Genomic DNA, 14,453 nt, shown 5'->3' on the forward strand with positions numbered 1-14,453 from the left:
GCCGCGTTCCGTCACACCCCCCTCTGTCCTGCCGGACATCTCCCCCGCAAGGGGGGAGATTGGCGGTTCGCGCGCCTCGCTCAAACCTTGAACATACTCATCACCATCTTCGATATCTTCGCGCAGCGGCCGGGCTTCACATCGCCCGCTTTCAGCGGCACGCCCTTGCCGGCGGCCACCGCCGGCTCGAACCAGCCGCGCAGCGCCTGGTCGGTGGCTGAGTAGCCCCAGTTCACCAGATCCACCGTCTCTTCGCGCCCCAGGAAATGCAGCGAGGTGCCGATATCCGCCGGCTGGGTGGCGGCGGTCTGCACGAAATTCGGCTCGCTCGCGTCCGGCTTGCTGGCGATCGACCAGAAGACGCCCCGCGTCGACGCGTAGTCGGGCCGCGTCGCGTCGTTGGGCAGGCCGCTGTCGTCGGCGTCCTTGGCCGCCTGGAAACGCGCCACCAGATCCCGGCGCCGCAGCGAGCGCACCTGGTTGTCGGTGGTGTCGAGCACGCGTTTCAGCTGCGAGAACCAGTTCCGGTAGCCCGCGTTCGAAGCCTGCCAAGGCGCGCCGGCATCGCTGACCAGCAGCCAGCGGCAGCGTTTCAGCGCCGGCTCGATGCCGTGATTGTCATAGACGCCGCCATCGGTGAGCACGGCGCGGCGCGGCGGCACCGGCGGACCGACGCTCGGGTCGAGCTTGTCGTTGTTCCGCGCGAAGGGCGTGAGGTCGAGCCGCAGTGGCGACAGGAAAGGCGGGAAGGCCGAGGAGGCGGCCACCGCGGTCGCGACCGGCAGGTCGGCTTGGTATGCGACGCCGATGCGGTAGTCGGCGATATAGCGCCGCGACAGCCGAAACAGCGAGCCGGTGCCGAGATTGCTGGAGCAGAACACGAACCAGGGCTTTTCCGGCAGGCTTTTCAGCATCGGCCTCGAGCCGTTGAACAGGTGCCGCTCGTAGCAGGCGGCGACTTCGCGCGCCGCGCTCGATAACGGGTTGAACAGGCCCTTAAAGATCGACGGCGCGTCGAGGAAGACCTGCGAGAATTCCAGGATCCTGTCGAGATAGATATCGAAGTTGGTGGCGACGCCGTCGACAAATTTGAAGCGCGGCCAAAGCACCGCCAAGAGCCCGGCCGCGATCGAGCCGCCCGAGACCGAGCTCACCATGTCGAGTTTCTGGAGCAGCCCAGCCTCGTTGAGGCGGCACAGAGCGCCGGCGTGGAACAGCATAGCGCGGTAGCCCCCGCCCGACAGGCAGAGGCCGAGATCGTAGCGCTCGGCCTTGCCGTCGGTGCCGTCCATGCCAGCTGGCTGTGCCCCGCTATCCGGCGCTGCCGTTTCACTGGCCATGAATGACTCCGATCGTTCGGCTGGGGCGGGCTGGTTTCAGCGCACAATCCAGCCCAGCGCGGCCGTTCTGGCAAGCTGCGGAATCGCGGAATGTCGGGAGGTGTGCTGTTGATGGCGAAAGCGGCGAAGCTGCTGATCTCCCCCCTTGCGGGGGAGATGTCGGGCAGGACAGAGGGGGGTGTGAAGGAACACCACCTTTTTCGTGATACATCCCAACCGCAACGTTCCGCCACTGTATGTTGAGATGCTGGCGGGACAGCACCCCCCTCTGGCCTGCCGGCCATCTCCCCCGCAAGGGGGGAGATTAAGGGCTCCGCCCCTCACAGTTCCTTCTCGGCCAGTTCCCGGAACCCATCCGGCACCGAGCGTGTGCCCTCCAGCGCCACGGTGCCATAGCCGACCGCCTCCTTGCCGAAACGCTGGCGGATCTTGTCGATGGCGCGGTCGGCGCCGAAGCGGGCCTGCCCCTTGAGGCTGCCGGGCTTGAGCTTCTCATCGGCGAGGCCGAGCGGCAGTTCGAGCTGCAGCTCGGCATGTTCCTCCAGATGCGAGACGGAGATGGCGAGCAGCGAGATGTCCCGTTCGCCCGGATGGGCGACAAGCACGCCGCGCACCAGCTCCTCGGCGATCTCGGCCAGCATCGCGGTCGCCTGGATCGGCTGCTCCAGCGTCACCGAGCGAGTGACGGCGCGCAGATCGGCGAAGCGCACGCGCACCGTCACCGTGCGCCCGGGCCGATCCTTGGCGCGCAGGCGGCTCGCCACGCGGTCGGCCAGATGCAGCAGCGTCGGCACGAAGATGCGCGGCACCGCGGGCTTCCTGCCCAGCGCCGATTGCGCGCCGGCGGAATGGGCGCGGCGATGCGTCTCCAGCCGGCGCGGGTCGCGGTTCCAGGCAAGCGCGGCAAGCTTCTGGCCGGCGGCATGGCCGATCAGCCGCTCCAGCGCGCCGCTATGCGTGCGCGCCAGCTGCCCGATGGTCTCGACACCGATCTCGGCCAGCCTGGCCTTGGTGGCCGGGCCGACGCCCCACATCAACGTGACGGGCAGGTCGTGCAGGAAGGCGAGCTCGGTGCCGGGCTCGACCATCACCAGACCGTCGGGCTTGGCCACCTGCGAGGCGATCTTGGCCAGATGCTTCGTCTGCGCCACGCCGATCGAGATCGGCAGACCGAGCTCGGCCTTCACGCGCTGGCGGATTTTCCGCGCGATCTCTTGCGGAGGGCCAAACAGATGCGTGCAGCCGGCGACGTCGGCGAAGGCCTCGTCGATCGAGATGCGCTCGACCACCGGCGTGAAATCGTCGAGCACCTTGATCGCGGCGTCGCCGAGGCGCTGGTACTCGGAAAAATGGCCGCCGACGAAGATGAGCTGCGGGCAGAGCTCGCGCGCCCTGCGGCCGGGCATGCCGCCGCGCACGCCAAAGACCTTGGCTTCATAGGAGGCGGCCAGCACCACGCCGCCGCCGACGGCGATCGGCTTGCCGCGCAGCGACGGATCGAGCAATTGCTCGACCGAGGCATAGAAGGCGTCGAGATCGGCATGCAGGATGGTGGCGGCCGCTGCGGTGTTGGTGGCGGCCATCGCGCGCTCCCATGGCCATTTGTATGGCATTGCAGCATTAGCTGCATCTATTGTAAGGGGAATTGACAGAACATAAAGAGAACAAAAGAAGTTCTGTGTCAAGCCGCCACGCTTCAACGTGCAAAGTTTCCACAACCAGAAGATACACCCGCAGATAGTGCACAGGTAGCGCGCATAATCTCCCCCGGGGAGAGGTTGCCGCAGGCGACAAAGGGGCGCCGCGTGGCGACCCGTTCTTCGCTTAGGGGGTGCCGCAGGCTTTACAAGACAACCCCTCTGATCGGTTGCGACGTCTCAACTCCAGGGGCGACGTTTGCGCTATGCCGGCTTGGCGTATTGTTCGGCGCTCAGCACCTCGATGCACTGGAACGGCTGGTTGCCTTCCACCCAGGCGTCATGGCCGGGCGGGATGGTGTAGGAAGTGCCGGCCTCGAAGGTCTTTTGCGTGCCGTCGTTCAGCCGCACGGTGATCGATCCGGACACGACATAGCCGACATGCGAGACCTGGCAGCTGTCGGTCTTGACCACCGGCTTCACGCATTCGGACCATTTCCAGCCCGGCTGCATGTTCATCCGCCCGAGCGTATAGCCCGGCAGCCGGACGATTTCCACACGCGTCTTGGCGGGCGCGCGGACCTCGTCGGGATTGTCGTGCGATTTGGATTCGAATTTTGTCACGTTCGTTGCGACTTCGGCCATGGTTTCCCTCCCATGAGTGAAGCGGAGCCTGACGTTGCGATCGTCGGCGACCGCGACCGTATTCATACGCCTTGTTATGAGGAATTGCTAATATCAACAGGGCGGTCCCGAGGGTTTGCCGGGTGTCGCGGCCCGGTCTGAAGGTGGTCTGGCGGGGGCGGGCAATACTAGAGCCATTCCAGGAAAAGTGCGTAGCGGTTTTCCGTTCGGAATTGCGTCAAAACAAAGAGATAGAGCGGTTCGCCGATTTCGATGATTTCGATTCCGGGCAACGGCGGCCGAAAGCGTTTGTTCCGGGCCTCGGACGACGGTCCCGGGCCTTGTTCGGACTGAAGTCTCACCCGTCGAACGCAGAGGCCCGAGGCGTCGATTTCCAGGCAACAACAGCGGCATCAATTCATTGGCTAGCAAGCCGCCGGACAAAGTCCCTTCATCGGCGGTTGACCACGGCGTGCCCGCCATTCCTGCGATATGGCGGGCACTCCTTTCCCTGGAACCGCTCCTGGAGCTGCTGGCCGTGCAACCCGGCAAGATGATCGCGAACCTGTTTGCCACGCTGCTTCTGGCAGGCCTTGTCGGCGGCGTCTTCTTCGTCTTCGGCAGGCCGCTCTGGCCCGAGCGCGAGGCCAGGATGGTGATCGTTCTGCGCATCGATCCGATCGCGACCGGATCGGTGCGCAAGGCCTGCCTCGAGCCATGCCTGCCGGCCCGCTTCGATCTCAGGCTCGCGCCCGCCAGGCCGCCCGGGTGAAGTCGGGCGCGGGAACCAGTCCGCGCCTCACGCCGTTGATTGAGCGAAGGGATGACGCCGGCGGAGGCCGCCATGGATCATTTTGAACTCATCGATCTTCTGTGCGTCATCGACGCATGCGCGAGCGACCGTTCTGCCGGGCGCCTCGTGCCGATGTCGAAGGCTGTCGAGGAACTGCGCGTGCTGACCGGAGATTTCATCTCGTCGGACGAGGACGCGGCAAACGCCTTGACCCTGGTTGCGCTCGATCGGGGCTGCGCGGTGCTCTTCGACGAGCAAGCCGGCGCGGATATCGTGGACGAGTTGTGATTTCTCACCTCGCCAGGGTGATCATCCGTCCCGCATACATGTCCCGGTTTCCGAGTTCGGCCGTACAGTCCGACTTCACCGCGGAGTTCCCCGTCATTGCGACAGTGTCGCCGACCAGCCGCAGGCAACTGCCCTGGGCGTTCATGTCCGAATTTCCGGTGTAGGTGATGGCGGCGTCAGGGGCGTAGATGAAACCGCTCACCAGCGATCCGGATCCGCCGTTCAGCGTCAGCGCCTGTGTGTTGCCGTGCGCCTGGTAGATGGTGATGCCGGCGTATGGGCCGCCGGTCGGCGGCGAGAGGTTCACCTGCTCGTTGGCGTTGATGTAGAGTTGCGAGTTCTCCATCAGGAAGATCGTCACGCCCTGGCCGCTCAGGCTGCCGTTGCCGCCCGGCTTTATGGTGACGTTGCGCAGGATGTAGGTGCCCGGATTGAGGGTGATCTTTCCCGACAAGGTCTTGTCGCAATAGGTGCCCGGCGAGAGCGTCACCGTCTTGCCGTTGGGCACCGGCAGGCAGAGCGTGTAGGCGGGAGGAACGACGTCGGCCAGCGGATCGAACGAGGCATACTCGTTCTCGTGCGGCGCGCCGCAGGAGAGGGTGGCGCTGGGCGGCGTCAGCCCTTGCGTGCCGCCGACCGTCGAGACGCAGCCGGCGCTGACGATCGCCGAACCGCCCCGGTTGACGGCGTCGGCGGCGTCCGAATTGGCGGCGATGACGCAGGCGCTCATCGCCACATTGGTCGAGCCCTGCAGGTTGACCGCGCCGCCGGCGTGCTGATTGAGCGCGAGCACGCAGGCCTGCGCGCCGGGCTTGATCTTGACCGAGGCGGAGCGCGTCGCCTGCCAGGCCGGCATGCTGCTGAGGAAGGCCGGCCGGCTGATGCTCGACGACAGCGAAATGAAGTAGGCGCTCGGAGCGCCGCTCGCGCCGGCCTGGAAGGCGGCGAGGCTGCCTGATAATTCCTGCGCGTCGGCGGCGCTCATATTGGCCGCGAAGAAGGTCTGGCCGAGTTGCTGCACGTCGCTCGCCGACATGCTCGGCTGGTATTTCGTGCCGATCGCAAGGCCGGCCGCGTCGAGCGAGTTCTGCAACTGCGCGGCGTCGTCGCTGGTGCCGATCAGGTCGATGGAAGCTGCCAGGCCAAGCATCACCGGCACCATGGCGACCGCGGTCGCGACCGCGAAGTTGCCGCGCCTCGAAGCCCAAAACCGTCCGAACATGGAGCCCGCCCTCGTCGTATATCAGAGAGTGATATGCGCGCCGTCTCTACGGAGGATTTCCAAAAAAGATAAAATGCAGAACGCGCTAAAATATTAGCTTTTCCCGGTACTTAAGTCTTAAGTCCTAAGTTTTATGGGCCTTAAGTCCTAGAGTGCGCGGCGCAAGATGGGGACAGCGGCCCGCTGCAGTCCTACCGGCGCAAGTCGAGCGAAATAATTAGGCATTCCTTCATACGGCAATGATGACGTAATGGCTGGGATATCTTGGGTGCGCTCGGCCATGGCCTATTCAGGTCGTTTCTTCAGACATCTTTTTTCTCGGCTCGTCGCTCGACGCTTTTGCAAAGGCAAGGGCGGCAATGTCGCAACCATATTCGCGCTTACCTTGCCGGTCGTCGTGGGCGGCGCGGGGCTCGGTGTCGAGACGTCCTATTGGTATTATTCCAGTCTGAGGCTGCAGGCGGCAGCGGATGCCGCTGCCTATGCCGGCGCGCTGGAAAAGATCCAGGGATCCGACATCGCGACGATCACGGCGGCCGCCACGTCATCGGCCGCCTCGAACGGGTCGGGCAGCGGCACCATCGTCGTCAACACGCCGCCGGCGTCGGGGCCGAACACGGCCAAGAAGGCGGTCGAGGTCATTCTCAACCAGAACCTCGACCGGATCTTCACCTCCATCTTCACGCAGACCAAGGTGCCGGAGCAGGCGAGAGCGGTGGCGCTGATCACGGACGCCTCCAAGGCCTGCGTGCTGGCGCTCAATCCGACGGCCTCGCAGGCGGCGCTTTTCTCCGGCAGCACCAGCGTCAAGCTCTCGGGCTGCTCGGTCATGGCGAACTCGAGCGCCGCGGATGCCATCAAGGTGCAGGGGTCGGCGGGTCTCCAGGCCGACTGCCTGATCACGGTCGGCGGCGTTTCACTGAACAATCCGGTAACCACGGTTTGCCAGTCGCCGATCACCCAGGCCTTGCCTGCGTCCGACCCTTTCTCCAGCCTGCCGGCGCCCGCGGCCACCACCCCGTGCCAGAAGATCAACGGCAACAAGACGACGCAAACGATCCAGCCCGGGACCTACTGCAGCGGCATGAACCTCAACGGCAATGTCGCGCTCTCTTCCGGCGTTTATGTCGTCCAGGGCAATTTGAAGATCAACGCCGGCGCGGTAATAACCTGCGCCACACCCTGCACCGGGGTGACCATCTTCATGGCAGGCAGCTCGACAGTGAGCATGAACGGCAACGCCACCGTGAACCTCAGCGCGCCGACCTCGGGCACCTATTCCGGGGTGCTGTTGTACGGCGACAGGACGGGAACGGCGGCGCAGAGCACCTTCAACGGCACCGCGACCTCGCTTTTGACAGGCGCCATCTATTTCCCCAGGCAGCAGGTCAACTATCTCGGCAATTTCTCGGGCCAGAACGGCTGCACCCAGGTCGTTGCCGACACCATCCAGTGGTCGGGCAATTCGACCATCAACCAGGACTGCTCGAGCCTTGGGATGAAGGACATCCCGGCCGCCCAGTCGGTTGCGGTCGTCGAGTAGCGGCCATGCGGCTACCGGCAATCCGTTTCGGTAGGGACCGCGCCGGCATCGCCGCGGTGGAGCTCGCGATGGTGATGCCGGTGCTGTGCGCCACTCTTCTCGGCGTCGTGGACGGCTGGTCCTATGTCACCAGCTCGCTGGCGATGCGGGCAGGCGTGAAGACGGCGGCGAACTTTGTGATGGCCGGCGCTACCGACGACAACGCCACCCAGGCCGTGGCGCTGGCGGGCTGGGAGCACAAACCGGGCGACGCCGCCGTCGCGATAACCCGCATCTACCAGTGCGGAACGACCGTGGTCACCTCGACCACCATCTGCAGCGGACAGAAAGTGCCCTCGGTCTTCGTTCAGATCCAGGCATCGGGCACCTGGATTCCGCCCTTCTCCTTCGGCCCCTTTCCGGACAACACCGCCATCGGCCATCTGCAGGTGGTCCGTGTCCGCTAACCAAAGACTTCTGGCATTTGCCGGCCATGAATCGGGTGGCGCCGGAATCGAGTTCGCGCTTGTCGCGCCCTTGCTCATCATGCTCCTGTTCGGCATCTTCGCCTTCGGCTGGTCGATGAACAACATATCCAGCGTGCGCTATGCGCTGGAGGCGTCCTCGCGCTCCTTGCAGCTCAACAACACGCTGACCCAGACTGACATCCAGGCGATCGCAACGCAAAAACTGCAGGCGCTCGGTCTGCAGAATGTGAACGTCACGATCGCCACCGATCCCGCGAGTGGCGGCTTCTGTATGGCACATGTCAACGCCAGCTATGCCTTCGTCATCAGCTTCCCCTATTTCAGCGATTACCCGATCAGCTACGCGACCACGGTGAACGTGCCGCTGGCCAACAGCGTGAAAGGAGCTTGCCCTCAGTAATAGTTGGACCTGAATCGGCGACTATCGATCGCATCTTTCCTCATCATGCTCCTAGTCGGCATCTTCGCCTTCGACGGGTTCAGGCGTAGATCAGCAGCCGGACACCGTGGCACCGGCGGATCAGGAAGCGTCTTCTTCCATTTAGTCACGCCGAACCAAGCGCATTCCGCTCGACCGGACTTGGCTTTTGCATCGGGCAGACGTTGCGAGTTTATGTGGTTTTCCCGAAGCAAGAATGTCTTTGGGACCATGGTCTGGCGAGACAAGGGCCCTCTTTGTTCCAAATGGCCCAAAAGCGTTCGGCCCTTTGTATTTCCTTTAAATTTCAATGTGTTAACGAGGTGTTTTGCGAAAATCACTGGACGGCGGTTGTCCTGCTCTCATTTCGCGACCGCAATTGCTTAAAGTTTATCCGACGCCATTAGGAAATTCTCATAAGAGGCTGCCTAGCGGTTGGGCCATGACGACGATTCATCTGCGGAGAAGCACAATGACATTGCGAAAGACACTTCTAACATCCCTTGCCATTCTGGCTCTAGCGTCGGCTCCAGCGCTTGCCGGCGGCAATGGCGGCGGCCACGGCAATGGCGGCAGCCATGGCGGCGGCAACGGCAATGGCGGCGGCAATGCCGGTGGCAAGGGCAACAGCGGCGCCTCGCATGGCAAGTCGGCTTCGGCCTCGGGTCAAAACAAGGCAACCGACGACAGCTCGACCGACGACACGACCACCGCCGCCACGCCCAAGGAAAAGAACATCCACGCCAAGCTCGGCCGGCTGAACTCGCTGCAACGCAACATCAACGCCTACATGAATTCCAAGAGCAAGAAGTTCGCCGGCATCCAGGCTTACGTGACGCAAGCCGCGGCAGCCCAGAACGCGCAGGCCAAGCTCGACGCGGCAAACGCTCAACTGGCCGCCGACCAGAGCAAGCTCGCCGATCTCACTCAGCAACTCGCCGACCTCAATGCGACCAACACGACCGGCTTTACGACCGCACAGCAGGCGGCTCTCGATGCGCAGATCGCCGGCGTTCAGGGGCAGATCGATGCCCAGAACACGGCAATCACCGCCGACAACCAGGCGATCACCGATGCCCAGACCGCGGTTGACAACGCGCCTGCCCCCACCGATGCCTCGTTGGATGCAGCTCTTGGCGACATGGCCAACAAGCCGGTCGACGCCGACGTCACCGCCTGGGCCAAGGATACGCTGGCGGCCAAGATCGACGCCGCAGCCGCTGCCACGACAACTCCATAAGGCCGGTCGAACCGACCAGAGGGCGAACCAAAGCGCCGCCGGCCAAGGCCGGCGGCGTTTTCTTTTGCGATAGGCTCGCCGCGGCAAGCCGGGCCAATTTCGGCGGCGCGTCAGACCTCAGTCGCCTTGTCTTCGGCGACGCACAGCACCTATGTCATGGACGCGCTCTCCGTTCTTGCCCTCCACGGCGCATGGTTCGGGTTCCGCCATATCCGGCGGAATCGAGCCCAGAAATGGGGAGTTCAGGAGACGACAGTCGATTCCCCCCGGGATGTAGCTGTTCCTTCATCGAGCCCGCCACTGGTTCAGGCCAGTAGGCGGGCCTTGATGGTCGGGACGAAACAGGCCGGCCTAATGCATGTCGCCCAGAAGTGTGCAGCGGTTTTGTGACAACGACATGCATCAAAGACTTTGAAGCGTTTCACCGTTTCACGGAAACGGCGAACCGCCCCCTCTCTTTGTTTGACGCAATTCCGGACGGAAGGCTGCGGCGAGGCCGCCGAGCCTTCGCACCTTTGCTGGAATTGCTCTAATCGGCGTGATCGAGCAGGCGGGTGGCGTTGGGGCGATCGCGGCCGTGTTTGGCGCCGGCGTGATCGATGCCTTCCACCGTGATGGCGAACGTCCCGTTCTCGGTCCTGCCGATGAAGCCCTTCGCCTTGAGGTACCACAGGTGAAACTCCAGGTGCTCGCGAGGGCAGCCCGACAGGCGCTCGAGTTCTTCGTCACCGATGCCCGGACTGTTGACGTCCCGCCGGCGCCTCACATAGAGAAGCGACAGTAAATTGGCCTGGATGACGGAGTCCCTTTCAACGCCGCCACCGTCGCGCGCTTCCTGCGTAAGTTCGTGGCGAAGGCCCAGATGCTCGCGGTAGAGGATGTCGTACTGGGCCCGCTTGACCGGATCCCGCAGCGTATTGTGGGCTTCGACGATCTCGCTGAAACGCGCTTCATTGCCGGTTTCCCGATTGTCGGGATGGTAGCGCATGGCAAAGTAGCGGAAAATCCGCTCGATTGTTTCAGAATTGGCGTTCGGGCTTATTTCCAGAGTTTCGTAGTAGTCAATGAACATTTAATCGTGCTTCCGAAATTACGGAAACCACTCCCCCCGAATCCAAGCATTGCCCAAATGTTGCACGTATGCAAGGCGCGAGGCCGGCTTTGACGCCAGTCATGCGAAAAGCCGTTCGCTTCGCGGCAACCCCTCCATTCAGGGTTAGAAAAACCTCCCGGCGGGCGGAACCAACCGCGCGAGGCTTTCGCCCGAAGGCTGCGCCGACCTAAGTGCGTCATAGCTAATAAGATTTGCAAGGTGTAGACTTGAGTCGGGTTTACAGAGGCATTGGGAGGACAACAAAATGCCACGGGTGTCGGAGCTCTTCTTCAAGACGGCCATCATCTTTTTCCTTCTGGGCATCGCCATAGGCATCAAGATGGGCATTTCGGGCGATCATGGCGCTTTCCCTGCGCATGCGCATTTCAACCTTCTGGGCTGGGTCACCAGCGCCATCTTCGGCGGCTACTACGCGCTCAACCCGGCCAAGGCCGAGAAGCGTCTCGCCATGATCCACTACGGCCTCTACACGCTTGGCCTGGTGGTGATGCTGCCGCCGCTTTACCTGAAATACGCCTATGGAATGGACGCCGTCGAGCCGATCCTCGGCATTGGTTCGCTGATCGTCGCCGCGGGCGTGCTGGTCTTTGCCTTTGTGGTGTTCTCGCCCGCCCAGCCGGTGCGCTCGCCCACGGCTGCCACGGCGCGCTAGACTGCCAGGCAAAGCGGGGGCTTCGCGCCGACGCCCCGACCAAGGACACCGCAAGCCGGGCCACTTGCGTTGCGCCGCATTAACTTGGTTTAAGGGCGGCCCAACTGGCGGCGATGCAAACTGATTGCGCCTCGGGAACCAAACCGAGGCGCAGCCCGCCTTCTGCATTCCAGCAATGCGAGGTGCCGGGCTATTCAGCGTCGGGAGAAAGGATCATTGCGGGCTTGATGCCGCCGGCGCGGTTAAGGCAGCAGCCTCGGGAACAGCAACGAGATGAGAGCGTGGACGATGCCGTCGCGCTCGAACGGACCGGGCATTTCGGCCGGCGCCGAATTGGTGTCTGCCTTGCTTTCGTCGATCACGCGGCTTTCGCCGTGCACGAGCCAGAGCACGGCCACGAAGTAGCCGGCCTGCAGCACCACGGCCGCCAGAAACGACCAGCTGATCGCCATCCAGATCGATCCCGTGGAAGTGTAGGTCCAGCCCAGGATCACCAGAAGCGTTGCCACCATTCCCACAAAAAACTGCGGAAAATACATTTGCCCAACCGAGCGCCGCGACCATGTCCGATCGTCGACGATCTCGCCCATACCTCTACCCGTCATGACCCATGCACCTTTTCCGGGTGGACCGCAAGCTTGAACAATTTGCGAGCGGCCCCGTCGCCCTTTCGTCCGGCCCCAATAGGACCACGGACGCAGGACTTCCGTTGTCAGAACTGAGAATTCCGCCATATCGTTCCATGTGGACTAGCATTCAAGGAATGCCTAATGGAGCGCGGTGCATGCGCGCGCGGGTCCATGCCTCGCAAAAAAAGGCCCGCCGGTCGGCGGGCCTTTCTCGTCATGCCGTCCGCATCAGGTCAGGATCAGCACGATCCTGTAAGTGTCGGGGTCGACGATGACGATGCGTCCGTCGGCCAGCACGAAATACTCGTAGGCTTCATAGGCAGGCACGATCTTGACGATGCGGGCCGGCAGGCGATGCAGACGCACCTTGTGGCGCGGCACCTCGATGCCGACCGAGATGTCGAAGCTGACATCGCGGACCGGCTCGACCTTGGTCTCGTGGATGATCTGCGTGACCTGCGTTCTCTGCTCCACCGTGACGTTGTTGATCGAGGCGGTCTTGTTCTGGTCGGTCCCGACGTTGGTGTTGCCCTGGGCGTTCTGCTCGGTCTTCATCTTGGTATTGCCGCCCTGGGCGTTCTGCTCGGTGTTCGTGCCAGTCTTGCCCTGCGCCTGCTGCTTTTTCTTCAGCTGCGTATTGTCGTTGACGCCGGCCTTGCCCTGGGCCTGCTGCTTCTTCTTCAGCTGCGTGTTGTCCTGGGCGTTCTGGTCGGTATTGGCGCCAGCCTGGCCCTGGGCCTGCTCGTCGGTCTTCATCTTGGCCTTGCCCTGAGCCTGCTCCTGTGTGTTGGCGCCGGCCTTGCCCTGGGCCTTCAGCTCGGTCTTCGACTTCGCCTCGCCCTGCGCCTGCCCGCCGGCCTTGCCGCCCTTCTGGCAATCGGCCTGGCCAGCGGCACAGTTGGTGTCGCCGCTGGGCTGCACGGATTCGGTCTGCGCCATCGCGGCGCCGCAACCGACGCCGAGCGCGATCATGCTCGTCATAAGCAGGTGTTTCATCGGATTTCTCCTCGGAAAGTTCGGTCCCTTCGCTGAGAAAACCCGGCCCTGAAAGCATTGTTCCGAAATTGTTTCGCGAGCGCTGGTGACGTTTTGCAAAAAAACGGCGCCGGCAAATTTTTGCAGGAACAAGGCCTGCCGGGTGGCGTTACGCCAATGCCTACCGGCTGTGACATCGCAGGCGCAGCGTGAGAGGCAGTCTACCCATACGAAGGAGAAGATCGATGAAAATGCATCTCACAACCGCTGCCGCGGGCCTGCTGCTTCTAACCGGTATCGGCGTCGCCGCCGCTGAGGACGTCATCATTCAGCCTGAGCAGGAAACCGTCATCCGCGAATATGTGCACAAGCAGCCGCTGGCCTCGGTCGAGGTTCCCGGCGTCAAGCTCAGCATCGGCAGTGTCCTTCCCGATACCGTCGAGCTGCGCGAGGTGCCGAACGTCAAATACCGTTATGTTGTCGTCGACAAACAAACGGTCATTGTCGATCCCGGCACGCGCAAGATCGTCAAGGTCATCCAGTAAAATCCACTCGCCCTGAGTGACGGCCTGCTGCCGGTACGGCGGCGGGCCGCTAACCAGTAGCAATTCGTTACCATATGCTAATGGAACCTTCGCTCCGGGGTCGCGTTGCCGCTGCTGTGTTCGCATTTGCCTCATAGAGAACACAAGCATGCGCAGGATGCGGGAATCGGGCGGCGGCGAAACAGGCACGGGTGGGGGAGGAGTCTAACCGACATGTCGAAACGAGAAATCGGAACATCCCGTTCGCTCGGAATGCGGGTCGCCGATCTGAAAGCCAGGATGCGGAACGCCCGGATCACCGAGCATGAGATGAAGACCTTCCAGAAGGTCGCTGCCATCATGGGGGGCGCCGAGGGCTCCCTACGTATAGACGCGGACGATCTGATCGCCGCGTCCTTCGTTACCGAGGCGCTGGGCGAATCGACGCCGAACTGACAGCGGCCCTCAGCCGAAGATCACCAATCGATACCAGTCGACGGCCCGCAGGGCGACGGTCCCCAGGCGAACGGACGCCAGGGCACCCGGTTGCTGCCGCGATCCGCCGGCTAAATTCTAAAACTTATAGGCAAGGCCGATGCGCGCGGCACTAGTCAGTGCTGCGCTCCGTGCTGCGCTTGGCTTTCGCGTGCCCGGTTGCGCCTGATCTTCGCTTCGCGCAGGACCGCCACCGGATCGGCGCCGGTCCACTCGATCCCCACTTTCCTGGCGAAGACCAGGAACGCCTGCCGCGCCTTGTCGAGCTCGATCTCTGCGGCCCACGCCGCCTCGCAGGCCCGCATCGCCGCGGTGTAGCTCTCGCCCCGCTTGACCGTCGGCCATTCCTTGAGAAAATTCTGCATCTCGGTGAGCGAGGCGATCTCGCGCTTGAAGCCGGCGCCGACGGCGATGGCTACAGGGGCTCGAAGTTCGATGTCGCTTCTGATGGAACCTTCTTGCATGACGGCGGCGCCCTTTGGATTCAAAGCC

General features: G+C 63.1%; 17 protein-coding genes. 9 read left to right on the plus strand and 8 right to left on the minus strand.

Annotated elements, in window-relative coordinates; all coding sequences use genetic code 11:
• Positions 1 to 80: 80 nt before the first annotated feature.
• From ACWGS9_RS05220 to ACWGS9_RS05230, 3 genes are all read right to left on the minus strand, one after another.
• Complete coding sequence (locus tag ACWGS9_RS05220) at positions 81 to 1,340, minus strand: patatin-like phospholipase family protein (RefSeq protein ID WP_454504215.1); 1,260 nt, start codon at positions 1,338 to 1,340, stop codon at positions 81 to 83.
• A 320-nt stretch (positions 1,341 to 1,660) separates the two neighbouring features.
• Positions 1,661 to 2,923, minus strand: coding sequence for a DNA polymerase IV (dinB, locus tag ACWGS9_RS05225; RefSeq protein WP_454504216.1), 1,263 nt, complete (start codon positions 2,921 to 2,923; stop codon positions 1,661 to 1,663).
• A gap of 318 nt (positions 2,924 to 3,241) precedes the next feature.
• Positions 3,242 to 3,622 (minus strand): cupin domain-containing protein, encoded by a 381-nt coding sequence (locus ACWGS9_RS05230; protein ID WP_454504217.1) that lies wholly within the window; start codon positions 3,620 to 3,622, stop codon positions 3,242 to 3,244.
• A 517-nt stretch (positions 3,623 to 4,139) separates the two neighbouring features.
• Here ACWGS9_RS05230 and ACWGS9_RS05235 point away from each other — a divergent pair.
• Both ACWGS9_RS05235 and ACWGS9_RS05240 read left to right on the plus strand, forming a co-directional pair.
• Positions 4,140 to 4,373 carry a polymerase gene (locus tag ACWGS9_RS05235; protein WP_454504218.1) on the plus strand — a complete coding sequence of 78 codons (234 nt, stop codon included), beginning with the start codon at positions 4,140 to 4,142 and terminating at the stop codon, positions 4,371 to 4,373.
• A gap of 72 nt (positions 4,374 to 4,445) precedes the next feature.
• A complete protein-coding gene (locus tag ACWGS9_RS05240; protein WP_454504294.1) occupies positions 4,446 to 4,682 on the plus strand; it encodes a hypothetical protein in 237 nt (78 codons plus the stop codon).
• A gap of 4 nt (positions 4,683 to 4,686) precedes the next feature.
• Here the strand turns inward: ACWGS9_RS05240 and ACWGS9_RS05245 are convergent, their stop codons facing one another.
• Complete coding sequence (locus tag ACWGS9_RS05245) at positions 4,687 to 5,904, minus strand: TadE/TadG family type IV pilus assembly protein (protein WP_454504219.1); 1,218 nt, start codon at positions 5,902 to 5,904, stop codon at positions 4,687 to 4,689.
• 250 nt (positions 5,905 to 6,154) lie between these two features.
• On the opposite strand from ACWGS9_RS05245, the gene ACWGS9_RS05250 reads away from it, so the two are divergent.
• The 4 genes from ACWGS9_RS05250 (at position 6,155) to ACWGS9_RS05265 (ending at position 9,572) form a co-directional block, all read left to right on the plus strand.
• Positions 6,155 to 7,447 carry a pilus assembly protein TadG-related protein gene (locus ACWGS9_RS05250; RefSeq protein WP_454504220.1) on the plus strand — a complete coding sequence of 431 codons (1,293 nt, stop codon included), beginning with the start codon at positions 6,155 to 6,157 and terminating at the stop codon, positions 7,445 to 7,447.
• Positions 7,448 to 7,452: 5 nt separating this feature from the next.
• Positions 7,453 to 7,893 (plus strand): TadE/TadG family type IV pilus assembly protein, encoded by a 441-nt coding sequence (locus ACWGS9_RS05255; protein ID WP_454504221.1) that lies wholly within the window; start codon positions 7,453 to 7,455, stop codon positions 7,891 to 7,893.
• On the plus strand, positions 7,883 to 8,314 hold the full coding sequence (locus ACWGS9_RS05260) for a TadE/TadG family type IV pilus assembly protein (protein ID WP_454504222.1): 432 nt from the start codon (positions 7,883 to 7,885) through the stop codon (positions 8,312 to 8,314). Before ACWGS9_RS05255 ends, ACWGS9_RS05260 begins: the two co-directional genes overlap by 11 nt.
• A gap of 490 nt (positions 8,315 to 8,804) precedes the next feature.
• A complete protein-coding gene (locus tag ACWGS9_RS05265; RefSeq protein ID WP_454504223.1) occupies positions 8,805 to 9,572 on the plus strand; it encodes a hypothetical protein in 768 nt (255 codons plus the stop codon).
• A gap of 529 nt (positions 9,573 to 10,101) precedes the next feature.
• Here the strand turns inward: ACWGS9_RS05265 and ACWGS9_RS05270 are convergent.
• Positions 10,102 to 10,644, minus strand: coding sequence for a J domain-containing protein (locus ACWGS9_RS05270; protein WP_454504224.1), 543 nt, complete (start codon positions 10,642 to 10,644; stop codon positions 10,102 to 10,104).
• 286 nt (positions 10,645 to 10,930) lie between these two features.
• Here ACWGS9_RS05270 and ACWGS9_RS05275 point away from each other — a divergent pair, with 286 nt between their 5' ends.
• The gene (locus ACWGS9_RS05275) at positions 10,931 to 11,338 is read left to right on the plus strand and encodes a heme-copper oxidase family protein (protein WP_454504225.1); all 408 of its coding nucleotides are present in this window, start codon (positions 10,931 to 10,933) and stop codon (positions 11,336 to 11,338) included.
• Between the two features lie 242 nt (positions 11,339 to 11,580).
• On the opposite strand, the gene ACWGS9_RS05280 is transcribed toward ACWGS9_RS05275, so the two are convergent.
• Positions 11,581 to 11,943 (minus strand): hypothetical protein, encoded by a 363-nt coding sequence (locus tag ACWGS9_RS05280; protein ID WP_454504226.1) that lies wholly within the window; start codon positions 11,941 to 11,943, stop codon positions 11,581 to 11,583.
• A 252-nt stretch (positions 11,944 to 12,195) separates the two neighbouring features.
• Positions 12,196 to 12,963, minus strand: coding sequence for a DUF1236 domain-containing protein (locus tag ACWGS9_RS05285; RefSeq protein ID WP_454504227.1), 768 nt, complete (start codon positions 12,961 to 12,963; stop codon positions 12,196 to 12,198).
• A 224-nt stretch (positions 12,964 to 13,187) separates the two neighbouring features.
• On the opposite strand from ACWGS9_RS05285, the gene ACWGS9_RS05290 reads away from it, so the two are divergent.
• Complete coding sequence (locus ACWGS9_RS05290) at positions 13,188 to 13,487, plus strand: DUF1236 domain-containing protein (RefSeq protein ID WP_454504228.1); 300 nt, start codon at positions 13,188 to 13,190, stop codon at positions 13,485 to 13,487.
• 213 nt (positions 13,488 to 13,700) lie between these two features.
• Entirely contained in the window at positions 13,701 to 13,922 is a 222-nt protein-coding gene (locus tag ACWGS9_RS05295; RefSeq protein WP_454504229.1) for a hypothetical protein, read from the plus strand.
• A gap of 155 nt (positions 13,923 to 14,077) precedes the next feature.
• Here ACWGS9_RS05295 and ACWGS9_RS05300 read toward each other — a convergent pair whose 3' ends face one another.
• Positions 14,078 to 14,425: a DUF982 domain-containing protein gene (locus ACWGS9_RS05300; RefSeq protein WP_454504230.1), complete on the minus strand. Its 348-nt coding sequence runs from the start codon at positions 14,423 to 14,425 to the stop codon at positions 14,078 to 14,080.
• Positions 14,426 to 14,453 lie beyond the last annotated feature (28 nt).

Source organism: Mesorhizobium sp. Arg314 (assembly GCF_053714275.1).

What these genes read in the sequence shown, in the direction of transcription:
- ACWGS9_RS05220 (WP_454504215.1), bottom strand. Translation starts at nt 1,340, where the DNA reads ATGGCCAGTGAAACGGCAGCGCCGGATAGCGGGGCACAGCCAGCTGGC.
- dinB (WP_454504216.1), bottom strand. Translation starts at nt 2,923, where the DNA reads ATGGCCGCCACCAACACCGCAGCGGCCGCCACCATCCTGCATGCCGAT.
- ACWGS9_RS05230 (WP_454504217.1), bottom strand. Translation starts at nt 3,622, where the DNA reads ATGGCCGAAGTCGCAACGAACGTGACAAAATTCGAATCCAAATCGCAC.
- ACWGS9_RS05240 (WP_454504294.1), top strand. Translation starts at nt 4,446, where the DNA reads ATGGATCATTTTGAACTCATCGATCTTCTGTGCGTCATCGACGCATGC.
- ACWGS9_RS05245 (WP_454504219.1), bottom strand. Translation starts at nt 5,904, where the DNA reads ATGTTCGGACGGTTTTGGGCTTCGAGGCGCGGCAACTTCGCGGTCGCG.
- ACWGS9_RS05250 (WP_454504220.1), top strand. Translation starts at nt 6,155, where the DNA reads ATGGCTGGGATATCTTGGGTGCGCTCGGCCATGGCCTATTCAGGTCGT.
- ACWGS9_RS05255 (WP_454504221.1), top strand. Translation starts at nt 7,453, where the DNA reads ATGCGGCTACCGGCAATCCGTTTCGGTAGGGACCGCGCCGGCATCGCC.
- ACWGS9_RS05265 (WP_454504223.1), top strand. Translation starts at nt 8,805, where the DNA reads ATGACATTGCGAAAGACACTTCTAACATCCCTTGCCATTCTGGCTCTA.
- ACWGS9_RS05270 (WP_454504224.1), bottom strand. Translation starts at nt 10,644, where the DNA reads ATGTTCATTGACTACTACGAAACTCTGGAAATAAGCCCGAACGCCAAT.
- ACWGS9_RS05275 (WP_454504225.1), top strand. Translation starts at nt 10,931, where the DNA reads ATGCCACGGGTGTCGGAGCTCTTCTTCAAGACGGCCATCATCTTTTTC.
- ACWGS9_RS05280 (WP_454504226.1), bottom strand. Translation starts at nt 11,943, where the DNA reads ATGACGGGTAGAGGTATGGGCGAGATCGTCGACGATCGGACATGGTCG.
- ACWGS9_RS05285 (WP_454504227.1), bottom strand. Translation starts at nt 12,963, where the DNA reads ATGAAACACCTGCTTATGACGAGCATGATCGCGCTCGGCGTCGGTTGC.
- ACWGS9_RS05290 (WP_454504228.1), top strand. Translation starts at nt 13,188, where the DNA reads ATGAAAATGCATCTCACAACCGCTGCCGCGGGCCTGCTGCTTCTAACC.
- ACWGS9_RS05295 (WP_454504229.1), top strand. Translation starts at nt 13,701, where the DNA reads ATGTCGAAACGAGAAATCGGAACATCCCGTTCGCTCGGAATGCGGGTC.
- ACWGS9_RS05300 (WP_454504230.1), bottom strand. Translation starts at nt 14,425, where the DNA reads ATGCAAGAAGGTTCCATCAGAAGCGACATCGAACTTCGAGCCCCTGTA.